Annotated in this window: 4 protein-coding genes; 1 reads left to right on the forward strand and 3 read right to left on the reverse strand. The window is 58.1% G+C overall.

Annotation, left to right across the window (positions count from 1 at the left end):
* From NW837_RS06845 to mfd, 3 genes are all read right to left on the reverse strand, one after another.
* Positions 1–447, reverse strand: a 447-nt coding sequence (locus NW837_RS06845; RefSeq protein WP_414330121.1) for an ABC transporter permease, incomplete at its 3' end; no start/stop codon positions are given.
* On the reverse strand, positions 444–1,379 hold the full coding sequence (locus NW837_RS06850) for an ABC transporter ATP-binding protein (RefSeq protein WP_414330122.1): 936 nt from the start codon (positions 1,377–1,379) through the stop codon (positions 444–446). The genes NW837_RS06850 and NW837_RS06845, both read right to left, overlap by 4 nt.
* A gap of 120 nt (positions 1,380–1,499) precedes the next feature.
* Complete coding sequence (gene mfd, locus NW837_RS06855) at positions 1,500–4,976, reverse strand: transcription-repair coupling factor (RefSeq protein WP_414330125.1); 3,477 nt, start codon at positions 4,974–4,976, stop codon at positions 1,500–1,502.
* A 499-nt stretch (positions 4,977–5,475) separates the two neighbouring features.
* Here mfd and NW837_RS06860 point away from each other — a divergent pair.
* The coding region (locus NW837_RS06860; RefSeq protein ID WP_414330131.1) for a cytochrome ubiquinol oxidase subunit I at positions 5,476–6,462 on the forward strand (987 nt) is incomplete at its 3' end.

Consider the following 6,462-nt stretch of genomic DNA (forward strand, 5'->3'; position numbering starts at 1 on the left):
CACCACGCTCACCAAAGGCAACACCAGAGCAGGGGGAAACCGCAACCGGCTGCCCGTCAGCAATAAGATGACGCCCAGAATGACGACGACAATGGAAAAGCGCAACACCAAGCTGGCACAAGCCCGTGCCAAGAAGAGAGTGGCTGCCGAAAATGGCGAGAGCAACACCTGCTCCAAGGTGCCTGTCTGGGCTTCCACCTGCAGGTTGAGGGCGATGTCGTTGACCACAAAAATGACCAGCGTCCAGAGCACATAGCCGATCACCACCGCATCCAACCGTTCGCCAAATTGGGAGGCAGGCCCTGCCACATATTGGGCGCCGGCAAAGAGGGCATAGAAGAAGAACGTGGTGATCAGGATCCCGCCCAGGGCCTCCGCCGGATAGCGAATGTACTGGATCCAGGCCCGCTTCAGTTCAGCCCAAAACAGGTGTATCACCGGCATCATCCTTGCCCCTCTCCCCTTTTCAACAACTCGAGGAAAATATGGGTGAGATCGGCTTCCTCTCGTTTGAGGCTGAGCAAGGGCAAAGGCTTCAAGATCTCCAGCACCTGATAGAGCATCTCTGGCGGGCCGCTGAACCGCACCCGATGGGATCCGAGAATCTCCACCCCTTGGCGGGCCAGTTGTTCAAACCTCCAGGGATCCAGCCCCTGTTCCAGCTCGATCCGGTAAGTACCGACGGCGCCGGCAAAGTGCCGGATCAACTCTCCCGTGGGGGCTTGGGCGATGATCACCCCTTGTCGAATAACGGCTACCTGATCCGAGAGCGCTTCCGCAATATCCAGTTGATGGGTGGTGAGCAAGATGGCTCGACCCGAAGCGGCAATTTGGCGGATCAGGGATTTCACCGCTTGCGCCGATTCCACATCCAACCCCAGGGTGGGCTCATCCAGCAGCAACAGGGCCGGTTGATGCAGGAGGGCGACGGCAATGGCCACCTTCTGCTGCATGCCCCGCGAAAGGGTTTGCACGGCCACATCTTGTTTCTCCTGCAGGCCAAAGGTCTCCAGCAGCTCTAACCCCCGTTGCCGAGCGGTTCTGGGGGATAGCCCCCGCAGCACACCGAAGTACTCCAGGTTCTGTAGGGGGGTCATCCGCCAGTAGAGGTTGCGATTGCCTTCCAGCACTGCCCCTACTTGGGCCAATGTGCCAGGATCCCTGTGGGGATCCCGTCCGAGAACGCACACTGTGCCCGCGTCGGGTTGGATCAGGCCGGCAATCATCTTAATGGTGGTGGTCTTGCCGGCCCCGTTGGGCCCCAGAAAAGCCAGGATCTCCCCTGCTGCCAGCGTCAGGGAGACATCCACCACTGCCCGCACCTCCCTGCCTCCTTGCCGGTAGGTTTTTTGGAGGTGGTGAGCTTCTAGAACTTTCATGACGCGAACCCGATGCAAACGCGAAGCCGATGCAAAAAGGAGCGCTGAAGAGAGGAGGGCCGGCCATTCCACTCTCTCACACCAGAGCATGGGCCCGCCTCGAGAGGGATCCGGCAAGATCTAGGGGGTCATTGGGATCCCAGCCTCCATCCGGCTCAGGGCCAGGCTCATCTTGTCCAGCCACTGCAAAAGGTTCTCCAGTTGCTGCGCCGCCGGCACCATCCCCAGACCCCGCACCGTCACCTTGCCCGGTTGGTAAACAAAGCGAGGCTGCAGGTGAGTGGGCAGAGCCTCTTTCAGGCGATTCCAAGCCGGCTCCTCCATGGGGGTTTCCAAAAGGACATGCTCCTTGGCTGGCCTAATGCGGGAAAAGCCCAGCGTGCGGGCCAGGATCTTCAGCTCCATCACCCGCAGCAGCTCCTGGGTAGGCTTGGGCAGGGGGCCAAAGCGGTCTTGCCATTCCTGGGCAATTTGCAACAGCTCGACCCGAGAGCCGGCAGCAGCCAGGTGTCGATAAGCCTGCATCTTTTGATCTTCGTCGGGGATATAGCTTTGCGGGATCATGGCGGTTACATTGAGGTCAATTTGTGTGTCCTCCACCTGTGGGATCTCCTGGCCGCGAATTTCTCGAATGGCTTCTTGCAGCATTTCCAGGTAAAGATCGAAGCCCACCGCATTGACTTGCCCGGATTGTTCCGTTCCCAGCAGGTTGCCAATGCCACGAATTTCCATATCCCGCATTGCCAACTGATAGCCGGATCCCAGTTGGGTAAATTCCTGAATGGCCTGTAGGCGTTTGCGGGCCTCCTCGGTGAGGATCCCGTCTTCTCGGTAAAACAGCCAAGCATGGGCTTGGATCCCAGCCCGGCCCACCCGCCCCCGCAGCTGGTATAGCTGAGCCAATCCAAACTCCTGAGCATTTTCAATCAAAATGGTGTTGACGCGGGGAATATCCAAACCGGATTCGATAATCGTCGTGCAGACCAGGATATCGATTTCCCCATTGTTAAAAGCCAGCATCGTTGCCTCTAGCTCCCCTTCCGGCATCTGCCCGTGGGCAATGGCAATGCGAGCACCGGGCACCCACTCCCGCAATTTGGCACTGGTTTCTTCGATGCCTTCAATGCGGTTGACGACATAGAAGACTTGACCGCCGCGATCCAACTCTTGGCGGATAGCCGTGCGGATGACTTCGGGGTTGTAGGGAGAAAGGTGAGTTTTGATAGGCCGGCGGGAAGGAGGCGGAGTTTGGATCAAGCTCATTTCCCGCAAACCCGACAAGGCCATATACAGAGTGCGGGGAATAGGGGTGGCGGTGAGGGTGAGTACATCCACCTGGGTTTTGAGAAGTTTGATTTTCTCTTTTTGGTTGACGCCAAAGCGCTGCTCTTCGTCAATAACCAAAAGGCCTAAATCCCGAAATTGCACATCCTTGCCCAAAAGCTGGTGGGTGCCCACCACAACATCCAGTTCGCCACTCTTGAGACGGGATAGGATTTCTTTTTTCTCCTCCGAGGTGCGGAAGCGGTTGAGCAAGCCCACTTGAATAGGATAGGGAGCAAAGCGCTCTTTGAGGGTGTGGTAGTGCTGCTGGGTAAGAATGGTGGTTGGCGCCAGGAGAGCTACTTGCTTGCCGGCGGTTACGGCTTTGAAAATGGCACGGATTGCCACCTCTGTTTTGCCAAAGCCCACGTCCCCACACAGCAGCCGATCCATAGGGCGTGGAGATTCCATATCCCGCTTGATCTCCTGGACAGCTCGGAGTTGATCCGGCGTCAGGGGATAGGGGAAAGAATCTTCCAGCTCCTGTTGCCAAGGAGAATCGGGCGGGAAGGCATAGCCCTCCTGTTCGGCACGTTTGGCATAGAGCTGCAGCAGGTCAAAGGCCACTTTTCGCAGGCTCTTTTTCACCTTCTGTTTGGTCTTTTCCCAGGTGCTGCCGGACATCTTGTGCAGGGCAGGTGGTCCATCCCCGCTGGCGCGGTAGCGGGAAAGGGAGTTGACCTGGTCGGCAGCCACCCGCAACAGGCCATCGCTGTATTGAATAACCAGGTACTCGCGGGTTTCGCCCCCAATGGTGAGGCTTTCTAAGCGCAGAAACTGGCCAATGCCATGGGCCTTGTGAACGACAAAATCCCCTGGCTTGAGCAGGTTGGGATCCACCTGGCGAGAGCTGGCCTGGCGGCGCTTGCGCACATAAGTAGGGGTGGCCAGGCTGTGCTGGCCGAAAAACTCGCGGTCGGTGAGCACCACCCACCCCAAGGTGGGCAGGAGAACCCCCTCCAGCTCGGCCAGGCCGGAATACTTGAGGGCCACTGGGGTGTAGGACTGCAGCTGGCGCTCGATGGCCGGGAAGTCTTTGGGATTGGGCACGTACTGGGCGGGGCAGTCGTGTTCCTGCAGCAGAGCTACGGTGCGGGAGGGCTGGGCAGAGAGGATCCACACCTGCAACTGCTGCTTGCGGTACTCGCGCAGGGTTTTGGCCAGGGATCCAAACTGGTGGGGAGCAGTAGGCACAGGCCGGCTTTTTAGGTCAAGGGCAGCTTCGGCTTCGCCAGCAGGGGCAAAGGTGCGGGCCAACAGGCAGGGGAAGGGATCCCAGTCGGGAGCCTTGAGATCAAAGGGGCGGTGGAAAGGCACCAGAGCTGGCTCGCTGGCCCGGGCCAGCTGCCACTGCTCCTGGGCGTGGCTTAGCCACTGCCGGCTGTGGGCTTGGCACTGCTCCGGCTCGTCGATCAGGATCAAAGCCTCGGGATCCAGATAGCTCAGCAGGTTGGCTGGCGGATCGTAGAGCAGGCCGAGAAAACGGCGCAAGCCCTCCGGAGGAGACGGCGACTGCTCCAACTGCTGCCGTAGGCCCTGGGAGAGCTGATCGGCTTTTTCCTGCAGAGCCGGCCAGAGGATAGGCCCATAGCCGGTGGGAGTAAGCCAAACGTGGGGGATCCCATCTTGGGAGCGCTGGCTCACCGGGTCGAACTCCCGCAGTCGCTCCAGCTCGTTGCCAAACCACTCTAGGCGCACCGGCCATTCGCAGGCCACTGGGAAAACGTCGAGAATGTCGCCCCTTTGGCTCCACTGCCCCTCGCTTTCCACCAGACTCACCCGCTGGTAGCCCAGACGGGTCAACTGCTGCCCCAGTTGCTGGGGAAACATCTCCAAGCCGGGTTCCAGCTGGAGACAAAAGGCCCGCAACACCTCTGGGGGAGGGAGGTGGGGTTGGAGGGCCCGCTCTGTCGCCACAATGGCCATGCCCTTCTTCCCCTGGAGGCAATCGGCCAGCACCTGAAACTGGCCCCACACCAGCTCCGGTTCCAGGTCAAAAGGTTCGTAAGGGGAAGCCTCGGAGGTGGGGTAGAGCTGCACCGTCTCCCAGCCCATGCCCTCCAATTGCGCTGTCCAGCGGCCTGCCTCCTCCAAGGTGGCGGTGACCACCAGTAGGGATCTTCCCTCCTGCTGGGCCAAAGCCGAGGCGATCAACCCCTTGGCAATCCGCCCTGCCCCCTGCAGATTTGCCCGTCGCTGCGATCTCAAGCAGGCGGCCAGCTCTTGAATCAAGCCGGACTGGCCTAGAAAGCGCACCAGCGGAATAAACGACATCTTCCACCCCACACTGCAAACTGCGATCCCAACAAGCAGGGATCCCAATTCTGGCAGGCTCCGGGGACAATCAGCAGCCGTCTGCCGGCTCTGTAAACCGGAAGTCCTCCCTTGCTGGGAATCGCTCCTCGATCTATTAGGGCAACAGTTTTGTTGTTTTTTGTTGTTTAAAGACGAAGAAAACCAGAACCCTATGTCAATGGCCTGCCAGGCTTTGGCCGCTAGGTTCGCAGTGCGCTCTTTGTCTTGTAGTCTAAATTACAAAAAAGGGTTCACACTTCCAGAATCCTAAAATTAACCTTTAGAGTCGGACGGCTTGTCGATTGTCTTAGCCAAGATTCGATGTTAGAAGGAACCACAAAGCGCGGCTTTCCCGGCCTCATCTGATGTCTGCCAGTCAGCAAGATGTTTTTCATGCAAGAGATGTAGCTGTATCAATTGCAGCAGATGTTGTCGGAAAAAGCTGCATGAATCAATCCACCTAAACTTGGTACAAATTATGTTTCTAGACACCGTCGCGCTTTCTCGGCTACAATTTGCCCTCACGGCCATTTTTCACATGTTGTGGCCGGTCTTAACAACAGGAATGGCCATTTATCTTGTTGTGATTGAGGGACTTTGGCTAAAAACCCGCAACCTAGATTACTATCGTCACGCTCGTTTCTGGTCAAAACTCTATGTGTTGAACTTTGGCATTGGCGTGGCCTCAGGCTTGCCGATGGCTTTTCAGTTTGGCATGAACTGGGCACCCTTTTCCGAAGCGGTGGGAGATTTTTTTGGAACCATCCTGGGCTTTGAGGGCACGATGGCCTTTATGCTGGAGGCCAGCTTTCTGGGGATCATGCTGTTCGGCTGGGAGCGCGTCCCGCCGGTGATTCACTGGATCTCGACGATCCTGGTGGCCTTTGGCGCCAACTTATCCACCTTTTGGATCCTGACGGCCAACTCTTGGCTGCAGACGCCGGCAGGTGGCGTGTTCGTCGATGGGAAATTTGTGGTGCGGGACTACCTGCAAGCTATTGTCAACCCCTTCATGGTCAACAGCTTTCTGCACATGTTTTTTGCCACCTTGGAAACCTCTTTGTTTGTTATCGGTGGCATCAGTGCCTGGTACATTCTCAAGCGGCGGCACAGCGAGTTCTTCTCCCGCTCCCTCAAAGTGGTCTTGGCAATGACCCTGGTGGTCGCCCCTTTGCAGGTGTTCGTCGGCCATCTGAGCGCGGAGCAAGTCTATCGCTATCAGCCGGCCAAGCTGGCGGCCATGGAGGCCCAGTGGGAGACGATCCCTGCCGGCGAGCGGGCAGACTGGAGCCTGTTGGCTGTGCCCAACGACCGCGAAGAGCGCAACGAGTGGGAGGTGAAGATCCCTGGCGCGCTGGGCTATCTGCTGGAGTTCAAACCCAGGCTGGATCGACCCATTCAAGGGCTCAAAAGCTGGGATCCCCAAAATCGTCCCCACATGGTCGGCCTGATCTACTACTCCTTC

The sequence above is a fragment of the Synechococcus sp. R6-10 genome (assembly GCF_047461815.1).
In the GTDB taxonomy this organism is placed as follows: Bacteria; Cyanobacteriota; Cyanobacteriia; order Thermostichales; family Thermostichaceae; genus Thermostichus.